General features: G+C 44.4%; 17 protein-coding genes. 1 reads left to right on the top strand and 16 read right to left on the bottom strand.

Annotation, left to right across the window (positions count from 1 at the left end):
• Positions 1–198: 198 nt before the first annotated feature.
• The 11 genes from QM968_RS06650 to yghU form a co-directional block, all read right to left on the bottom strand.
• Positions 199–879 (bottom strand): YoaK family protein, encoded by a 681-nt coding sequence (locus QM968_RS06650; protein ID WP_414383106.1) that lies wholly within the window; start codon positions 877–879, stop codon positions 199–201.
• Positions 880–1,072: 193 nt separating this feature from the next.
• Positions 1,073–1,711: a uridine kinase gene (gene udk, locus QM968_RS06645; RefSeq protein WP_003007856.1), complete on the bottom strand. Its 639-nt coding sequence runs from the start codon at positions 1,709–1,711 to the stop codon at positions 1,073–1,075.
• Positions 1,712–2,011: 300 nt separating this feature from the next.
• Complete coding sequence (locus QM968_RS06640; protein WP_247913715.1) at positions 2,012–3,106, bottom strand: hypothetical protein; 1,095 nt, start codon at positions 3,104–3,106, stop codon at positions 2,012–2,014.
• A 123-nt stretch (positions 3,107–3,229) separates the two neighbouring features.
• The gene (gene rfbB / locus QM968_RS06635; RefSeq protein WP_414383104.1) at positions 3,230–4,276 is read right to left on the bottom strand and encodes a dTDP-glucose 4,6-dehydratase; all 1,047 of its coding nucleotides are present in this window, start codon (positions 4,274–4,276) and stop codon (positions 3,230–3,232) included.
• Between the two features lie 290 nt (positions 4,277–4,566).
• On the bottom strand, positions 4,567–5,160 hold the full coding sequence (locus tag QM968_RS06630) for a dTDP-4-dehydrorhamnose 3,5-epimerase family protein (RefSeq protein ID WP_003007862.1): 594 nt from the start codon (positions 5,158–5,160) through the stop codon (positions 4,567–4,569).
• Positions 5,160–6,029 carry a glucose-1-phosphate thymidylyltransferase RfbA gene (rfbA, locus tag QM968_RS06625; RefSeq protein ID WP_023022976.1) on the bottom strand — a complete coding sequence of 290 codons (870 nt, stop codon included), beginning with the start codon at positions 6,027–6,029 and terminating at the stop codon, positions 5,160–5,162. Before rfbA ends, QM968_RS06630 begins: the two co-directional genes overlap by 1 nt.
• 693 nt (positions 6,030–6,722) lie before the next feature.
• Positions 6,723–7,547 (bottom strand): ZIP family metal transporter, encoded by an 825-nt coding sequence (locus QM968_RS06620; protein WP_414383102.1) that lies wholly within the window; start codon positions 7,545–7,547, stop codon positions 6,723–6,725.
• A gap of 224 nt (positions 7,548–7,771) precedes the next feature.
• The gene (locus QM968_RS06615) at positions 7,772–8,890 is read right to left on the bottom strand and encodes an NAD(P)/FAD-dependent oxidoreductase (protein ID WP_414383100.1); all 1,119 of its coding nucleotides are present in this window, start codon (positions 8,888–8,890) and stop codon (positions 7,772–7,774) included.
• Between the two features lie 6 nt (positions 8,891–8,896).
• Entirely contained in the window at positions 8,897–9,694 is a 798-nt protein-coding gene (locus QM968_RS06610) for a Nif3-like dinuclear metal center hexameric protein (protein WP_414383098.1), read from the bottom strand.
• Complete coding sequence (locus QM968_RS06605) at positions 9,681–10,370, bottom strand: tRNA (adenine(22)-N(1))-methyltransferase (RefSeq protein ID WP_414383096.1); 690 nt, start codon at positions 10,368–10,370, stop codon at positions 9,681–9,683. Before QM968_RS06605 ends, QM968_RS06610 begins: the two co-directional genes overlap by 14 nt.
• Positions 10,371–10,640: 270 nt before the next feature.
• On the bottom strand, positions 10,641–11,429 hold the full coding sequence (gene yghU / locus QM968_RS06600; protein WP_414383094.1) for a glutathione-dependent disulfide-bond oxidoreductase: 789 nt from the start codon (positions 11,427–11,429) through the stop codon (positions 10,641–10,643).
• A gap of 137 nt (positions 11,430–11,566) precedes the next feature.
• Here yghU and add point away from each other — a divergent pair, with 137 nt between their 5' ends.
• Positions 11,567–12,586: an adenosine deaminase gene (gene add / locus QM968_RS06595; protein ID WP_414325797.1), complete on the top strand. Its 1,020-nt coding sequence runs from the start codon at positions 11,567–11,569 to the stop codon at positions 12,584–12,586.
• Between the two features lie 35 nt (positions 12,587–12,621).
• Here the strand turns inward: add and QM968_RS06590 are convergent, their stop codons facing one another.
• The 5 genes from QM968_RS06590 to recJ form a co-directional block, all read right to left on the bottom strand.
• On the bottom strand, positions 12,622–13,305 hold the full coding sequence (locus QM968_RS06590; RefSeq protein ID WP_371496579.1) for a DnaD domain-containing protein: 684 nt from the start codon (positions 13,303–13,305) through the stop codon (positions 12,622–12,624).
• A 9-nt stretch (positions 13,306–13,314) separates the two neighbouring features.
• Positions 13,315–14,259, bottom strand: a complete 945-nt coding sequence (metA, locus tag QM968_RS06585) for a homoserine O-acetyltransferase MetA (RefSeq protein WP_009731317.1) — start codon at positions 14,257–14,259, stop codon at positions 13,315–13,317.
• Between the two features lie 101 nt (positions 14,260–14,360).
• Positions 14,361–14,873 (bottom strand): adenine phosphoribosyltransferase, encoded by a 513-nt coding sequence (locus tag QM968_RS06580; protein WP_006154681.1) that lies wholly within the window; start codon positions 14,871–14,873, stop codon positions 14,361–14,363.
• Between the two features lie 156 nt (positions 14,874–15,029).
• Positions 15,030–15,623, bottom strand: coding sequence for a TipC family immunity protein (locus QM968_RS06575; protein WP_414383091.1), 594 nt, complete (start codon positions 15,621–15,623; stop codon positions 15,030–15,032).
• A complete protein-coding gene (gene recJ / locus QM968_RS06570; protein ID WP_414383089.1) occupies positions 15,620–17,845 on the bottom strand; it encodes a single-stranded-DNA-specific exonuclease RecJ in 2,226 nt (741 codons plus the stop codon). Before recJ ends, QM968_RS06575 begins: the two co-directional genes overlap by 4 nt.
• Positions 17,846–18,181 lie beyond the last annotated feature (336 nt).

The raw sequence follows: 18,181 nt of genomic DNA, 5'->3' as shown, positions 1-18,181 counted from the left end.
TAAAATCGAGGTCTCATTAATTTAAATTGATAAAGAATATACTAAACTTTCCGCTGTGAGAAAAGTGCCTGAAGCTTAACTGCTTCAGGCACACGGAATTATTGAGACCTTAGGCTCAATAATTAGTCATGGAACTTCTTCGAAGAAGTTCGCTGACGTCCGCACTCACCTAAGGAAAGTTATTTATGATACTTTTATCTATTCATGCCGCCGATTGAAGTGAAAGACTTCAAAATATTGAATGGCCCGGTAGATTAAAAAGATGGTCAAGATGATGGACACCAGCCAAATCGTCTTTAGTCCATAAAACTGGATCAAGTAGGTCGAAAAAATGGCCCCACAGACGAAACTCCCGATCAAGCAGGTCATAAAGATGGCTTCCCAGAGGAATTTCATCTCCTTTTCTCTGACAAAATTTCCATAAGCCACCATGGTTTTCTTGAGATTTCCGGTCATAAAAGAGTGGTTGTAGGCATAGCTACCTACTTCTCCAAATGAGGTCGCTACGATTCCTAAACTCAGGCCAAAAAAAGGCACGATGAAGACATTTTTTACCGATGCTGGCAAAAATCCCGTCACCAAAGTTGTGAGGATATAGGGCACTAGGGTACTCAAGCGCCAGACTGAATTATCAATCAAGCGACGCAAGACCGTCATTAAAAAGATCCCCAGCATAAAGGCCAGCATCGTGGCTAACTTTACTTCTACATCTGAGATTTGATGGCCGATCAAACCAACCGATAGAAAGACCACATTTCCCGTCTGGCCTGCCGCCAAGGTCCCACCCCGACAAATAAAGGTATAAGCATCTGAAAAACCAGCACACATGGTCAATAAACAAGCGAACGCCTTGGTCCGCGAATGAAACTCCCTTTTCATTTCCATTCTCCTTAGGAAAAAGAGGGAGTGGTACCAAATGTTTAAATAAACATTTCCCATACCACCCCCACAAAGTTGATTGAGAACTCTTCTGAGTCTTTTAGCGAATGAAGAGTCTCATCAACTACTGAGACATTCCGTCACTCCTCATATCCATAGACACTTGGAGATCACTTGCCTCTTTCTCCTTTTTCTATTTTCCCTCACGCGCTTCGTTGAGGATTTTTTCAATCTTGGTTGTGATCAAATCAATCGCTACCGTGTTGGTCACTCCTTCAGGAATGATCACGTCCGCATAGCGCTTGGTTGGCTCAATGAACTGATGGTACATGGGTTTCACCACTCCAAGGTACTGCTCAATAACGCTATCGAGACTACGTCCACGCTCCTCCATATCGCGCTTGATCCGGCGAATGATCCGAACATCATCATCCGTATCCACAAAGATCTTGATATCCATCAAGTCTCGAAGGCGCTTGTCTTCAAGGACCAAGATCCCTTCCACGATAAAGACATCCTGAGGTTCCTGGCGATAGGTCTTACTACTGCGCGTATGCTCTGCATAGTCATAGGTTGGGATATCCACCGGACGACCTGCCAAGAGTTCATTGATCTGCGCAATCATCAAGTCCGTATCAAAGGCAAAAGGATGGTCATAGTTGGTCTTGATCCGCTCCTCAAAGGTTAAATGACTCTGGTCCTTGTAATAAGAATCATGCTCAATCATAGCAATCTTTTCATTCGGAAAATTAGCCAAAATGGCACGAGACACACTGGTCTTTCCACCACCAGAACCACCAGTAACACCAATAATAATAGGTCTATTTTGCATTTTCTACTCCAATACCTCTAATCGCTTGAAAAGGTCCTAACCTCTCCACTACATCTTATCCATTTTACCATATTTTTGCCTAGACTTGAATCATTTTTACCGATGAAATTTGGAGAAGAAAGAGGCTGGGATAAAAGTCCTAGCCTCTCAATTTTCTTTGGATTGTCGAGCAAGACGCAGTGGTTGAGTGGGCTCTAATACGCTGATTTCATCAGCTTTTACAGCCCTACTCAACTGTGCGGAGGTGGGACAACGAAATCGAATTCTAACGAATGACCGATTTCTGTCCCACTCTCTTCATTATTTCACTTTTTCCACCATCGACTTAAAATTATAGTCTTTGTCTAGAACAATAACCTTCTTCCCTCCATCGACAGGCACAATGTAGGAATTAGTATAAGCCTCTTTATATACCTCCCTAGCACTTTTCACTGTGTAACCTTGATTTTTAATCTCTTTTTTAACCTGTTCAAACTCAGTATTTTTTTTATCATCCGAAGAATGAGAATTTCCACTCTTATCATTGATACGATCAGTATCTACAAGTGGATAAATGGCAGTGACATCAGTATTAGATGCGCCATTTTTCGTTATTTGAAAAACTAAATGATCATCATTATTAGTCACATTTTTCCATTTTCCAACCAAAACATCAGGGTATTCGATTTTTTGGAAAACGGCTCTCTTCTTAAATTCTGACAAATTGGATTTATAATATGCTAGATCATCCAAATCATCAGAAAATATGACATTTGTCCCATTGGACTGAAGCAAATTATAAAGTGCTGAACCGTCTGTTTTAAAAATGACCACTTCTTTGGTCTTCAAATGAAACTTTTTATCCACATCCGCTAGCGTCTTTATATTCGGTAAGTTTAATGCCGAAAGTTTCTGAACAAATTCCTTTTTAGCTTCTTTTCCTTCGATGATTTTTTTGATCGGATGAGTTGTATTGACTTTCTTTGTCTTTCCATTTAGTTCATAGACCACAGGCATCGAATCCGTGTTGCTCAACCAAATTCCATCCAGACTTTGTGTCCCTGTAAAGAAAAAGATCCAAACAAGAGTAATTGCCGTAACAATAGCGACGACTGCAAGACCGAACTTTGTTGGTTTATTGAAAGACAATGTCGATCTTTTTGGTCTTGGAACAGGATGCGGTGGGACAAAAGCTGTAGACTCTTGTGAAAGAGGTGCACTAGGGGCAACAGACGCTTCCTGAGTAGCAGCCTGAGCTTCAGTTGTTGGAGCTGGTGTTACTGTTGTCGGAGCGCACACATCCTTAGGTTCGACTACAAACTCCCCTTTTTCACGCGCTTCTTGAAATTCTTGCATACTTGGTTTGCGACCATTGATCGCTTCAAAATATTCAACCCAATCTCTTTGATTCATCATCACTTCCCCTTTTCATTCAGTATAGAAACTGCTCTAATTATACCATAAATCAATTCCCTATTTAGTGACTTTTTTAGAAAAGCAAGAAAAAGTCCAAGCGGTTTCCCACTTGGACTAACATCCTTATTTCAAAACTTCTTGTGTTTTTGCGTAGTTGGCTTCGACAGCTTCTTTTTCAGCTTTCCACCAGTCTTGGTGATCGGTGTACCACTTGATGGTTTCTTCCAAACCTGCTTCGAAGTTGGTGAATTGTGGTTCCCAACCTAATTCTTCACGTAATTTTGTTGAATCGATGGCGTAACGTAAATCGTGACCAGCACGGTCTGTTACACGGTCGTAAGCATCTTTTGGTTGACCCATTTTTTCAAGGATCAGTTCAAGCACTTCCTTGTTGTTCTTTTCACCATCAGCACCGATCAAGTAAGTTTCACCAATACGGCCCTTGGTAAGAATAGCCCAAACACCAGTTGAGTGGTCGTTGGTATGGATCCAGTCACGGACGTTCTTTCCTTCACCATAAAGTTTTGGCTTGATACCAGACAAGATGTTGGTGATTTGACGAGGGATAAACTTCTCGATGTGTTGGTATGGTCCATAGTTATTTGAGCAGTTTGAAATGGTTGCCTTAACACCGAAGGAACGAACCCAAGCCTTCACAATCAAGTCTGAAGCAGCCTTGGTTGATGAATAAGGGGATGATGGGTTGTATTTGGTTTCAGCAGTGAATTTTTCACCAGGACCTTCCCCATGTCCAGGAAGATCTTCACGCAATGGAAGGTCCCCATAGACCTCGTCTGTTGACACATGGTGGAAACGAATATCGTACTTGCGAGCCGCTTCCAAAAGTGTGTAGGTACCGATGAAGTTGGTGTGGATAAATGGTGATGGGTCATTCAATGAATTGTCATTGTGGCTTTCAGCCGCATAGTGAACAATCGCATCAGCCTTAGCAGCCAATTGGTCAACCAAGGCTGCATCAGCAATGTCACCCACAACCAATTCAACACGATCCCCAAGGATTTCTTCAATGTTGGCACGGTTACCAGCGTAAGTGAGTTTGTCAAGGACAGTCACATGTACATCTGGATGGTTGTTGTAGACATAGTGTACGAAGTTTGAACCGATGAAACCAGCGCCACCGGTTACGATGATGTTTTTGTATTCAGTCATTTTTTCTCCAAATAGGTTTTAGTTTTGATTGTTCCTTAAATCATTTTTTTTAGCTTTCCTTAGGTGAGTACGGACGTTAGGTGAAATTATCCAGTGGATGATTTCAGTAATCCAGGAAGTTCCATGACTAAGTTTTGAGCCTAGTGTCTCAAAACTTCCGAGCACCTGAAACACAATGGTTCATGTGCTTTTCTCACGGCGGAAAGCTAAGCATATAGCTCGCTTCGCTCGTTTATAGCAAAGCTAAAAACTATATAATAATTTTCTTGATTGTTTTAAGAGGTTCATTTTTACAAATCTTCTGCTTTTAGGGGTTTGACGTCTTTGAGCAATGGGTGATTCTTGTCAGCTTCTGAAACTTCTGCTTCTTCCAAGTTTTCCCATTGGATGTCTAGGCTTGGGTCTGCGTAATTAACAAATGCATATTTTGGCTTGAGCTCCAGTGCCCAGTAGTCATTGACTAAGTAGGTATAAGCCACTTTATCCGTCAAAACTTGGAATCCATTGGCAACGCCGCGAGGGACGAAGATGCCTTTTGAAGCATCGATCACGGTTTGGTAGGTGTTCCCAAAGGTCTCACCTTCACGAAGGTCTACCCAAGTACCGAGAACCTTTCCTTCATCTGCTACAGAGATGTACTTGTCCCAAGGTTCTGCATGCAAGCCACGCAAGACATTCTTACGAGAGAATGAAATGTTATTTTGCAACTTGCCTTCCGCAAAGAAGCTTTCTGGAAAACCAAGAGGAAGCATCTTCTCTTTTTGGAAGTTTTCCTTGAACCAACCACGGTTGTCCCCACGAACTGGAATATCAAACTCCATCAAACCTGGGATCGCTTCAATCTTGCGGGCTGCTAATTCTTTCTCGAAAAATTGTTCTGTCATTAAGCTTCTCCAATCAAACGGAGCAAATATTGTCCGTACTCGTTTTTCTTCAGAGGTTGAGCCAATTCATAGACTTGCTCTTTAGTAATATAGCCCATACGATAGGCGATTTCCTCAAGGTTAGCTACTTGGACATTTTGCAAACGTTGAACCGTCTCGATATATTGAGAAGCCTGCAAGAGACTTTCATGAGTTCCTGTATCCAACCAAGCAAAACCACGGCCCATGAGCTCAACAGAGAGATCTCCACGCTCCAAATAGGCCTTGTTGACATCGGTGATTTCGAGCTCTCCACGAGGACTTGGTTTGATGTTTTTGGCAATCTCTACCACATCATTGTCATAGAAGTAAAGACCAGTCACCGCAAAGTTTGATTTCGGATGTTCTGGTTTTTCTTCGATTGAGACGGCATTCATGTCCGCATCAAACTCTACCACACCAAAACGTTCTGGATCTTTGACTTGGTAACCAAAGACAGTCGCGCCTTTTTCTTTGGCTTCCGCCCGTTGCAACATCTTGGTTAAACCATTTCCGTGGAAGATATTATCTCCAAGTACGAGGGCAACATGATCATCCCCGATAAAATCTTCTCCAATGATGAAGGCTTGTGCCAATCCATCTGGGCTTGGTTGTTCAGCATAAGAGAGGGAAATCCCAAGTTCAGAACCATCTCCAAGAAGCTCTTCAAAACGAGGAAGATCCTGCGGAGTTGAGATGATCAGGATATCTTTGATCCCTGCCAACATAAGGGTTGACAATGGGTAGTAGATCATTGGTTTGTCATAAATGGGCATCAACTGTTTGGAAGCCGCACGTGTCAATGGATACAAGCGAGTTCCTGAGCCACCGGCTAAAATAATACCTTTCATAATGTTAGGCCTTTCTACGTAGTCATTACCCTTATTTTATCATGTTTATATAAAAAAGTCACCTTGCATTTGTGTTGCAAGGTGATGACAGGAGATGAAAGTTGTAGAATTGTTAGCATTAGTCTTACTCATGATTCAAATAGATTACTGCTCCTTGACTGAGCCGTCTGAAAACCTTACCTTTACTCTCGATTTGGTCGTGCCTTTCCTAGAATCCATAAACCTTTGAAATCCCTCATCTTGGTTTTCATAGATTCCTATCTTCATTTTATGAGCATCTTTATCATAGGCCATTTCGTGTTGCTTTGAAGTCCCATCAACAAATGTAATTTTGACATCAGCCCCCCATGCGTCTGAAGGAATGGAGCTATAGGATGGGTTTTTAATCTCAATCTCCTCAATACCCTCGTAAGACCTCTTCAAGGTCTTTACAAGGCTGACTTCGTACTCTCTATTGCGTTACTTTTCCTCTAATTTTTTAGTCACATAAAACAAAGAAATCCCAATTACCATAAGGAGAGCCAAGGCGATGACCATCATCCTTTTGCTTTTCTTTTTAAACTTGATTTTTACCATAAGACGATACTCCTTACTAATGAAGGTCCCTTTGAGCTGTATCTGACTATCTTTTTCTCAAAGACAATAACAGCAATCAAAAAGAGAGCTTGTCCTGACGCTCTCCTTTTCAGTCACTTATCCCAAAGCGACGTCTAGGATCATCATAATGACAAAGCCAACCATGAGACCTAAGGTCGCAACGTCTGTGTTGCCATTGGTCTGGGAATCTGGAATCAATTCTTCGACCACTACAAAGATCATTGCACCTGCCGCAAAAGAGAGGGCGTAAGGCAAGATGGCCGTCATAGATAGGACCGCTACTGCCCCTAGCAGGGCTCCTACTGGTTCCACGATGGCTGACATAGATCCCCAATAAAAGGCGTTGAGACGAGATTTTCCATCCGTCCGAATTGGAATCGAGAGGGCAGCCCCTTCTGGGATATTCTGCAAGCCAATCCCAATAGCCAAACCAACTGCTCCGATAAAAGCTTCTGGACTTGGATTACTAGCGAGAGCCCCAAAGGCCACACCGACCGCCAAGCCTTCTGGAAAATTGTGGATGGTAATAGCGAGAAAGAGTAGAGTTGTCTTAGACAACTTCTTCTCCCGCGGCGTATGGATGCTCTCAGCCTCTTCAATCTCCTTCGTCATATGAAGGTGAGGGACGATGGCGTCGATCAAGCGGAGGAAAAATCCTCCAGTTAGAAAACCGATCGCAGATGGCAACCAAGCCAAGCTCCCGTAGGAGGTTTCGGCATACTCAATAGACGGTTGCAAGAGGGACCAAAAAGAAGCTGCAATCATGACCCCTGCCGCGAAGCCCATCATGATGTCCAATAGTTTTCGTCTAATATGCTTGAAGAAAAAGACGATGGCGGACCCGACAATGGTACAGCCCCATGTAAACAATCCTGCGAGAAAGGCCTGCAAGACCACGGATTGTGATTGAAACCAATTCATAACAACTCCCAGTTTCTTGTTAATTCACTCGTTCTATTCTACTATTTTTATCCGAATGAAGGAAGGTCTTTCGAAAATAAGAGGCTGGGACAAAAGTCCTAGCCTCTCAATTTTCTTTGGATTGTCGAGCAAGACGCAGTGGTTGAGTGGGCTCTACTACGCTGATTTCATCAGCTTTTACAGCCCTACTCAACTGTGCGGAGGTGGGACGACGAAATCGAATTCTAACGAATTACCGATTTCTGTCCCACTCTCTTCTTCACATATTGTTCAACTGGATAATCTGCTGGATCTAAGCGCAGGTTTCCTCCTACCACTAGTTGGGCTAGGTGCCAACCAATGAGCGGACCGGTTGTAAGACCAGACGAACCTAGGCCACTGGCGACATAAGTACCAGCTTGATCGGGAAGGCCTCCCCAAAAGGGCGAGAAGTCGCTGGTATAAGCCCGGGTACCCACGCGCTCACCGACAACTGTCGCTTGAGCTAGTTTTGGATAGTAGGTCAAGGCTTCTGTTTCCATCTGATTCAGCAAAGCTTGATCCACCGACAGGTCAAAGCCCATCTCGTTTTCATGGGTGGCTCCCATACTGATCTTGCCTTGCTGGAAGGGAATGATATCCAGCTCTCCTTCGGGCATGACCACGGGATAATCATCAGTAACTAAGTCTAGCTGATAATCCTTCAACTGTCCTTTTTGGGGACGGACATCTACTTGGTAGCCAAGTGGCTCAAGGATTTGCCCCAACCAGGCTCCTGTCGCTAGGATGACTTGGTCATAGCTCTCTCCTGCTATCTGATAGCCATGATCCGAGATTGTGAGAGCAATCTCTTCCTTGATCACTCTTGCGCCACTTGCCTTTAGAAGGGTTTCAGTTAGAAGGGCTCCCTCTACATGGGCCCCACCTGAGGCATAAAGGAGCTGTTCAAAGCCTTGCAGACCTGGGAACTGTTGACCTACTTCTTCTTTGGTTAAAACCGCCAATTCCCCGATTAAGGGAGATTCTTCCCGTCGACTCAGCGCCAACTGATAGAGTTCATCTAATTTCTCTTCCTTTTTCTTGAGGAGATAGACCCCTGTCTGCTGGTAAAAGTCTGTTTCGATTCCGTCCTTGGCCAGGTCCTCTACCAATTCTTGGTAAAAATCAGCTCCCAGCCGAGCCAGGCGATACCAGGCCTTGTTTCGTCGCTTGGAAAACCAAGGGCTAATGATCCCAGCCGCTGCCTTGGTTGCTTGGCCAACTCCGTGATCATAGACGGTGACATCTATCTGTGCTTCCTTGGATAAATAATAGGCTGCAGTGGATCCCACGATCCCTGCACCGATAATGGCAACTTTCATCATGACCCCTTAGATATGATAAAAAGGATTGGTGCTGGCTTGACTGCCAATCACTTCAATCTCCCAAGCTTCCTCAGCCTTCCACTGGTTGAGCTTTTCGACTAGTTTCGACACAAAAAGAACTTCAATATGGTGTCCTGGATCCAAGGCCAAAAGCCCATCGCTCAGCATGTCCTGAGCTGTGTGGTAGTAGATATCTCCTGTGATATAGACCTCTGCTCCCTTGGCGAGAGCATCCTTGTAAAAGGACTGACCACTTCCTCCACAGATAGCTACGCGCTCAATGACCCGTTCCAAATCCGCCTGGTCATAACCAACCAAGCGCAAAGCATCTAAGCCAAAAGTTTCTTTGACCTTGCTAGCCAACTGTCCAAAAGTTTGGGCAGCTACCCGACCGATGCGGCCGATTCCGAGTCCTTCTCCTGTCATGCTGAGGGGCTCTGCATCTTCAATTTCCAAGAGCTGGCAAAACCAATCGTTGAGACCATCTGGGACAATATCAATATTGGTATGGCTGACATAGACCGCAATATCATGCTTAATCAAGTCAATGTAGATCTGATTCTGAGCCCGATCGGCAACCAGATCCTTAATCGGACGAAAAATGGGCGCATGCTTGACGATGATCAAGTCCACTCCATGGGCGATGGCTTCCGCCACCGTCTGCTCCCGGATATCCAAGGCTACCATGACCTTCTTGATGTCTTTTTGCAACGTCCCGACCTGTAGCCCACGGACATCTCCCTCCATGGAAAGTTCCTGGGGACAGTAGGCTTCATAGCGTTTGATAACTTCACTTGCTAACATTTAGAACCTCCTTGATTTGGGCGATGCGCTCTTCTAACGATGCTCTGGCGGACTGATTCTCAACTGGGACCTGCTCCAAGGCAAAGGCTAATTTCTCCACTTCCCTGGACCACTTTTGGACAAAGGCTAGATCTTGTTCCAGCATCAAATACGGACCAAAACGCAGTTCCTTAGCTGTCAGAACTTGAGAACCATGCTCTACCACGAGGATCTCATAAAACTTCTCATTTTCTTCTAAGATAGCTTCATCAACTATGCGAAAATCATGGTCTACTAACCAAGTCCGCAATTCATCCTCCCGATTATTGGGTTGCAAGACCAAGCGGGAGACACCGGCTAATTTCTCAAGTCCAGCTGCTAAGATATCTGCAATCAAGCGTCCGCCCATTCCTGCGATGGTGATGCAAGAAATGTCATCGGACAATTCGAAAGCAGCCAAGCCATTAGCTAGGCGGACTTCAATCTTGTCCTCTAAACCATTATCAGCGACGTTTTGCAGGGCAGACTGATAAGGTCCCTCAACCACTTCCCCTGCAATAGCAGCCTCAATCTTGCCTTCCTGTAAAAGAGCGATTGGGAGATAAGCATGGTCACTTCCAACATCTAACAGACGCGCTCCAGCTGGGACGAAGCTAGCCACCAAGTCCAAGCGATTTGATAATTTCGTAAATTCCATGTGCTTCTTTCTATACTTTTATTCCATCCTTTAGTATACCATGTTTGCACCGTTAAAAAAAGGCGCAACGGCGCCCTGTCTATTATGGAAAGGTATTATTTTAGACTTTCCTTAGGTGAGTCCGGACGTCAGCGAACTTCGTAGAAGTTCCATGACTAAGTTTTGAGTCTATTGTCTCAAAACTTCCGGGCACATGAAACTTATACGTTTCATGTGCTATACTCACGGCGGAAACTCTCGCAATCATCCTCAACAAGCCGATACTAGACTTTAGTCAATTTCCTTATATTCCACTTCCAAGCCACGTTGCACTGCTGGGCGATTAGCAATTTTTTCTGTCCAAGCTTGCAAATGCTTGTATTCCTTCACATCTAAGAATATTCCCGCTCGATCCCAGACCTTGTCTTGGGCAAGGCGACCATACCAAGACCAGATGGCAATATCCGCAATGGTATAGTCATCTCCTGCGATATAAGGTTTTGTCTCCAATTCTTTATCCAGTAGGTCCAATTGGCGTTTGGCTTCCATGGCAAAGCGGTTGATGGCATACTCGATTTTTTCAGGAGCGTAGTGGAAGAAATGGCCAAAGCCCCCACCTAAAAATGGCGCAGCCCCTGTCTGCCAGAAGAGCCAATTAAGCACTTCGGTCCGTTTAGCAGGATCTGCTGGAATCAATTGACCAAATTTCTCTGCTAAATACAAGAGAATATTGGCTGATTCAAAGACCCGAATCGCTTCCTCTCCTGATTGATCCAACATAGCTGGAATTTTCGAGTTTGGATTGATAGCCACAAAGTCACTGCCGAATTGATCCCCATCACCAATCTTGATGCGATAAGCGTCATAGTCCGCATCTACACCCAACTCTTTTAGTTCTTCCAGCATAATAGTCACCTTGATCCCATTTGGGGTTGGAAGAGTATAGAGTTGGAAAGGCTGGTCGCCTTTTGGAAGGCTTTGTTCAAAGCGGGCACCTGCTGTTGGTTGGTTCAAGCTACCCCAGGCTCCACCCATTTGATTTGGCGCTTCCCATACTTCCGGTAATTGATAATCTGACATCTCTGTTCTCCTTTTTCTACGTTACTACTAGCATATCAAATCCCGTTCGCACTTTCAAAAATCTGCTACGCTAGCTTTACTTGACTTTTCTTAGCAAAATGATAGTATAGAAAAAATACATTTTAAGGAGAAAAAATATGTCCACAATTGACTTTCATAGTTTGGCAAAGACGGAACTCCACTGTCACTTAGACGGTTCCTTGTCTCTTCCGACTATTCGCCAATTGGCAGCCCTGGCCAATATTGACCTTCCTGCTAGCGATGAGGAGCTCAAACACCATGTCACTGCCCCTGCCCACTGTGAGAATCTTTTGGACTATTTGGAGGCCTTTGACTACATTCGCCCTCTCCTTCAGACCAAGGAAGCCCTGACCCTTGCTGCTTACGATGTGGCTAAGCAAGCGGCTCTGGAGAATGTCCTCTATATCGAGGTTCGTTTTGCCCCAGAGTTGTCCATGGACCAAGGACTTACCGTCCCAGAAACTATCGATGCTGTCTGTGAAGGATTGCGCCAAGCCCAGGATGAATTTGGCATTACAGCCAAAGCCCTCGTTTGTGGCATGCGCCAGTCGGACCAAGAACTCACCTCTCGTATCCTTGCCGAAGCTAACCAGGTTAGGGATCAATATTTTGTTGGTTTTGACTTCGCTGGAGATGAGCACCACTATCCACCACAAGCCATTGAGGCCCTCATCCAACAGGTCAACAGTTACAACCGGCCCATGACCCTTCATGCAGGAGAATGCCACTGCCCAGCCAATGTCGCTCAATCCATGGCCTATAGTATCAAACGAAATGGTCATGTGACCTTACTAGCTGTTGAACCAGAACTTCTAAAAGAGTTTGTAAAAAATGGGGTCACCGGTGAGCTCTGCTTGACAAGTAACCTTCAAACCAAAGCAGCTGCAACTGTGGAAGACTTCCCTTACCTCAAGATGAAGGAAGCACATGCTCACATCAGTATCAACACCGATAACCGGACCGTATCTGATACGGATTTAACCAAGGAATACAAGCTCTACCACCACCACTTCCAAACGACGCCAGCTGATTTTTACCAGCACAATGTCGATGCTATCCAAGCTTCCTTTGCTAGCGACGAAGAAAAGCAAGAACTCCTGACCAAACTAGAAAAAGCTTACGCGGACTATTTATAAACGAAAAAAACTAGCACTTTATGAGTGCTAGTTTTTTAATCCTTCCACAAATCCATGGCCTGTAAGAAATCGTCTGAAACTGTCACATTGCGTGGGTTGGCTTGCTCGCGTTCTTGTAGTTTCGCCTCTACTTGGACCAGGCTGTTGATGCCTTCACTGCGCCAGTTTCGCAAAATGGCCTGGATATATTTCCAGTGAGGCTTGCCATTAAAAACAGCTTCTCGTAGCGCTGCCTTGATCACATCTGGATCTGTCTGATCCTCGCGCACGGTCTTGGTCAAATCTTCAATCTCAAAAGGCGTCAAGAGTCGTCCAAGCTCCTGTTGGAAGGTTTCCACCAAGTCCTTGATGACATTTCCCTTGGCAGGAGCACTCTGTGTCTTCCCTTGTGTCTGAGCGTCTAAAATTTCATCCAAGCGTTCCAGGGCTATGGTCGCATCAAAGATGGCCTCAATTTCTCCATTAAGCTCAATGGTCCGATATTGAAGAAGTCCCTTGGTGGTCAAATTGGACATAATCCGATTGACCTCTGTCACCGTTTTTCCCAGATGACTGGCAATCTGATTGGGAGTCAAGGTCTCTTGACCAGTCGTATTTTGAAGGAAGAAAAACTGCCAAACCAAGTAGTCATCTGCCTGGTCAAATAACTCATGATAATGAAAAAGCAAGGCACTTGGAAGAACCAAGTTGCCATACTTAAATGCTTGTGAATATGTCATAATTCCCCTTTATAGGTAACCATAAAATGAAATATCTTTTTCCAATTCTTCCAAGCGGTAAGGTGTTTCTTGATAAACCGCATAGTTGATCCAATTACTAAAGAAGGTTGTCGCAGCTAGATTCCAGCGAATGCGAGGCTCTGTACTGGCATCATCGTGATCAAAATAATTCTTAGGAACATCCGGATCCAAGCCTGCCTTGACATCTCGGTTATATTCCTTAGCCAGCGTATCGCGATCATACTCCAGATGGCCAAAGCTATACACCTCACGCATGTCTGGACTGGCAATGATGGAAAGGCCAACTTCATTTCCTTGCGCGATCACCTGAAGATTGCTCTTTTCAAGGACTTCCTTCAAAGGAACATCCGTATAGCGAGAATGAGGGGCAAGGAAGCGATCGTCAAAGCCTCTCATGAGAAGACTTTCCGGACGCACCACTACTTGGTCATAGATACCGGATAGCTTGTCACAGAGCTCTACTTTTTGAATCCCGTAACGGTAGTAAAGACCAGCCTGAGCTCCCCAACAGAGGTGCAAGGTGGAAAAAACATGACGCTTGGCCCATTTAAAGACCTGGGTCAACTCATCCCAGTAGTCCACTTCTTCAAAGTCCATCTTTTCGACAGGTGCTCCTGTCACAATCAAACCGTCATAGTAATTATCCTTGATATCCTCAAAGGTCTTGTAGAAGCTCTCCAAATGTTCTGCCGCTGTATTCTTGGACTCATGGCTCGCCATATAGAGGAAATCCACATTGATCTGCAAGGGCGTATTGGCCAAGAGGCGTAAGAGCTGGGTTTCTGTCGCAACCTTGGTCGGCATCAGATTAAGAATGAGAACATTCATGGGCCGAATATCCTGGTGAGTCGCCCGAACATCATCCATGACAAAAATATTTTCTGAACGAAGGATATCGACTGCTGGTAATTTTTTATCTAGAGTAATTGGCATAAAAAGCTCCCATCTTACAAGTTCTTAACTAACATTATATGATAGGAGCTTATAGTTTTCAATTATGGTTTTTCTGTATCTAGTTATAGCATTAGACTATATTAGTAATGCATCAAGACTTTGTAGTCGTAATCGCCGATCGCTTCGCGACCTTTCAATTCATCCAACTCGATCAAGAAGGCACACCCTGCAACCACTCCACCGAGTTTTTCGATCATTTCGATGGTTGCTTTCACCGTACCACCAGTTGCCAAAAGGTCATCAACGATCAGGACGCGTTGGCCTGGTTTGATAGCATCGGCGTGCATGGTCAAGGTATCCACACCGTATTCTTTTTCGTAGTCAGCAGAGATGACTTCACGAGGCAATTTTCCAGGTTTACGAACAGGCGCAAATCCAATTCCCAATTCAAAAGCGACCGGACATCCAACGATGAACCCACGCGCTTCAGGACCGACGATCATATCGATCTTCTTATCGGTTGCGTATTGAACGATTTCACGAACCGCATAACTATAAGCATTGCCATCTGCCATCAAAGGGCTGATATCACGGAAGGTAATTCCTTCTTGTGGATAGTTTTCAATGCTTGCAATGTAATCTTTTAAATTCATGGTTAACTTTCTTTCATAAAAAATTTTTACATTCCATTATACCATGAATTCTACTAACATGCATCATTTTTGCCAAATCATTTTCCCAAGTCTCCGCGTCAAATGCAAAAATCCCACATCCGAAAAATGATGTGGGATTGGATCCCAAAAAACTTACTACTCTTCTATCAATTTGTTGTACTCAATTTTCATATCTCCCAAGTTTTTCAAGGAATAGCGGGAACTTCCATTCTTGAACCAGGTACCAAGGATATACTGTTCAACAACTTTCTTACTTTGCTTTTTCAACCAAGTGCGGTCTTTGCCGTAGGCGGCAAGTTGATCAAGAAGTTGCCGGTCTTTATAGATTTTGTTATCTGTTTCTAGATATACTTTTTCTTGCACTATAGCTTTTTTATGAGAGTCATAAACAAATCCAAATCCAATCATGGTTTTACTATCCAACTCATGATCATACAAATATAACCAATCAGAAGTACCCTTAAATACTGTTACAGAAAGATGTTGCTTATCATCGACAATATTTTTGGAAAAAGAGAAAGTTTTATGTCCTTCACCCTCTTGAAAAGTATCATCACTTCCAATGATCTGCGTATAAGGATTAAACATCACATAGCGCATCCATCCACCATTTTCAGAGTAGTTAATTTCTTCCATGGGGTTCTTCAAGCTCAGGTAGATTCCCAACCAATAAAAAGCAACAAGCAGGAAGGGGCTGAGCCAGAGGAACTGTTTTAGGTGTTTTTTCATAAGGCATGTCCTGTCAGATAGTCATAGATTTCACGAACCGTTCCAAGGGCCATCAACTCCTGCTCTTTCACGGTTTGTTTGAGATTTTGGTAGATGCTACTTTCAGCGATTTCCCGTTTTTCTGCTTCTTTATTGACCTTCATGACCCCATTTTCAATGGTCACAAAGCCCAGCTCTTGGAAAATCTGGATCATTTTGACCAAGAGGATCTGCTGGATCTTGAGATAGGCTGCTAGGTCTTTCAGTTTGTAGCGGACATCGAACTCAGGATACTGGTAGATGGTCTTATAGAGTTTAGCATACTGGTCCCTGCTCCCGTACCCTGTCAGATAATAGGCTTTGGGGATCTCATTTTTGAAATAGACAGCCTGAAAATCATGCTCTTGGAAAATTTGCCGTAAGGACTCTAAATCCTCAGGGATATTTCCGACTACAACAGCAGAAGCGCCCGCTAGATCAGGCAGTTCTTTGGTAAAGTTGAGAACAGGAACACCAGCAGGGAGGCTGGCAGTTTTGGAACGGATATTAAAGAGCTGTACGCCATCCACACGCGCATCGACCAGCATGAGCTGAAGGGTTGTTTGGCCATTCCATTGGTTGACAGACAATTGCACGGCTAACTCTAAGTCTTGCGCCTGGGCAAACTCCGCCTCTAAGCTCCCCAAGCCAAAGGCAACCACCTCAAAGGTCGCATCTTCTTGAGAAATTTTGAGTTTCAAGTGGGTATTGCCAGCACCCATTGAGCGCGCTCCTTCTACCTTGAAATTACGGACCAGAAAGACGGGCTTTTTATTGTCCATGCCAAAAGGACTCAAGCGTTCAAAGCTTTTCAAGGTTTCAAGCGTTAGTTCTGTTAGATGCAGTTCCTCATCGATGGCTAAGCTAGACTTGCTACTGAGATCAATCTCTTGCTCTCTAATGTAATCCGTAAGGGCCTGAGATAGGGCAGGAAGTTGGTCCACCTCGAGCGTCATCCCTGCTGCACCGGCATGTCCTCCAAAGGCGACAAAGAGCGACCGGTGGGGATCAAGGGCATCAAAGATATTGACCGACTCAGGACTTCGAGCACTTCCTTTAGCCCGTCCATCTTCGATGCTTAAAACAACAACCGGCTGGTGAAGTTCTTCTAAGAGACGACCGGCAACAATGCCAAGCACTCCCGGATTCCAGCCTTCTTTAGCCAAGACCTGGGCAGACAAGCTTGGGTCGACCATGGTTTTAGCTTCGTCGTAGATGCTTTGGACGATCTCTTTTCGTTCCTCATTCTTTTGATGAATCATGAGAGCAATCTCGTGCGCTTCTTCATCGTCAAAACCAGTCAGTAGTTCGATGGCTGGATTTGGGTCATCGAGGCGACCAAGGGCATTGAGACGAGGGGCGATCTGAAAGCCAATTGTTTCTTCATTGACATCCTCCAGACGAATCCCTGCGATCTCCAAAAGCTCCTGCAAGCCCATCCTCTGGGTATGTTGGAGAACACCCAGACCGTATTTAACCAGAATTCGATTTTCATCTGTCAGACTCACCATGTCAGCGATGGTCCCGATCGCGACCAAATCTAAAAGATCAACCGGCACTTCTTCTAAGAGGGCACAGGCCAACTTAAAGGCCACACCACAACCTGCTAGATAATGGAAGGGATAAGCCGCATCTGGATGCTCCGGATGGATGATCGCATAAGCATCCGGCAAGTCCTCTGGCATAGAGTGGTGGTCCGTTACAATGACATCTACTCCCATTGCCTGGGCCATGGCGATGGCTTGATTACCCGCGACACCATTGTCCACCGTGACAATCAAAGAAATACCTTGCTGCTCGATAAAGTACTTGTAGACACTCTCATTGGGACCATAGCCGTCTGTGAAGCGGTTGGGTAGGTAGACTTGCACCTCTGCTCCCATCTGCTCCAAAGTTTCCTTCATAATAGAGGCCGAAGTCATCCCGTCCGCGTCATAGTCTCCATAGATGAGGATCTGCTCGTAATCTTCGATGGCCCGTCGAATGCGCTCCACAGCCTTGTCCATATCATGGAGCAAATAAGGGTCGTGAAGGTTCTCTAACTTGGGTTCTAAAAAGTCTTCTAAATCCTCTTTGGTCTGAATGCCACGCTCATACAGTAAGGTTGCTACGGACGCTTCTAGGCCTGCTTTTTTAGCAAGGGCTAAAAAGGCCTCATCTGCACTTGGCGAAGCTAACTGCCAATCGTATTTTGAAGTGATCATCTAGCTTTTAGTCTCCTCTTTTTCTTATCTGATTATTATATCATGAAAGCAAGAAATGTCGGGAAATAAAGGGTCAGACAGATCTTGAAACAAAATGAACAGCAACCTCTATTTTTGTTGCATTTGGCTTGACTTATAGGTACAAAAACTTATAATATATTATGATAATAATCTTTTTAAATATGTGATGGGATGATTATTCTGTTATAATTTCGAACGTTTATTATCGTTTTAACATTACTAAGCTTGTCATTCACCTTATTTTTCTATGTAAACAAACGTAATTAGAGGCTTTGATGCGGATCTGATCGCTGAGGTTGTTACTTTTAGCTAACA

The sequence above is a fragment of the Streptococcus sp. OMI870 genome, assembly GCF_047460295.1.
Lineage (GTDB): Bacteria > Bacillota > Bacilli > Lactobacillales > Streptococcaceae > Streptococcus.
Note: the sequence above shows the minus strand (reverse complement) of the source record. Positions and strands in the feature narration are given on the sequence as shown.